The organism is Aquabacterium sp. A08 (assembly GCF_011742065.1).
Genome location: NZ_JAAQQT010000155.1, coordinates 1 through 987 on the forward strand (window position 1 = coordinate 1; position 987 = coordinate 987).

Genomic DNA, 987 nt, shown 5'->3' on the forward strand with positions numbered 1-987 from the left:
GTGGGCTGCACCGTGTCGGCGGCGGTGTGGGGGGTGGAAGGGCCCATCATCATCCGGGTGGAAGACGGCCCGACCGCGGTGCACGTGGCCATGCGGCACGGCACGCCGGCGTCGCTGCGGCACACCGGCACCGGCAAGGTGTTTGCGGCCTTCGGGCCACCGGCCGACATCGCCGCCGCCCTGGCCCGCGAAGGCCTGGCCGGCGCCCTGGACGACCCGGCCTTTGTCGCCGAGCTGGCCGAGATCCGCCGCGCCGGCATGACCCGGGTGCGCGACGAACTGCTGCCCGGCATCAGCGCCATGGCGGTGCCGGTGTTCGACGGTTTCGGGCGGCTGGTGCTGGCCATCGCCGCCATCGGCCCCAGCGCCATGCTGGATTTGGACGACGGCAGCGCCCAGACCCAGGCCTTGCGCGAGGTGGGCCGGCGCCTGTCGCAGCGGCTGGGGGCGGTGTCGGCCGGCCTCAGCGCCCGCTGAACACCGGCGCGCGGCGCTCGGCAAAGGCCGCGCGGCCTTCGGCGAAGTCGCGGCTGCCCTGGGTCAGCGCCTCGCGGGCGCGCCAGTCGGCCAGCTTGTCCTCGCCCCAGGCTATCTCCTGGATGGTCTGCTTCATGCCCTGCAAGGCCAACGGCGCCATAGCGGCAGCCCGGTCGGCCCACTCGGCCACGGCCGTGGGCAAGGCGTCGGGCGCCACCAGCCGGTCCAGGTAGCCCAGCGCCAGCAGCTCGGCCGCCGGCGTGGCTTCGGCCAGCAGGAACAGGCGGCGTGTGGCCCCCAGGCCCAGGCGTGCCACGTAACGGCGCAGGCCGCTGGGGTAGTAGTGCAGGCCCAGCGCGGCGGCGGGCATGCGCAGCTCCATGCCCTCCACGCCGATGCGGAAGTCGCAAGCCAGGGCCAGGTCGGTGGCGCCGCCGTACACGCTGCCGCTCAGCGCGCACACCGTCAGCGCCCGCACCCGGGCCAGGGCGTCGGGCACCTGCTCGAACG

Annotated in this window: 2 protein-coding genes; one reads left to right on the forward strand and one right to left on the reverse strand. The window is 75.2% G+C overall.

Features of this window, described 5'->3' with window-relative positions; translation table 11 throughout:
* Nucleotides 1–477: IclR family transcriptional regulator (locus HA630_RS00875; protein ID WP_305792602.1), on the forward strand; the 477-nt coding region annotated here is incomplete at its 5' end.
* Here the strand turns inward: HA630_RS00875 and HA630_RS00880 are convergent.
* Nucleotides 464–987 (reverse strand): enoyl-CoA hydratase-related protein (locus HA630_RS00880; protein WP_243855309.1); only part of this gene is annotated, 524 nt, incomplete at its 5' end. The genes HA630_RS00875 and HA630_RS00880 overlap by 14 nt on opposite strands.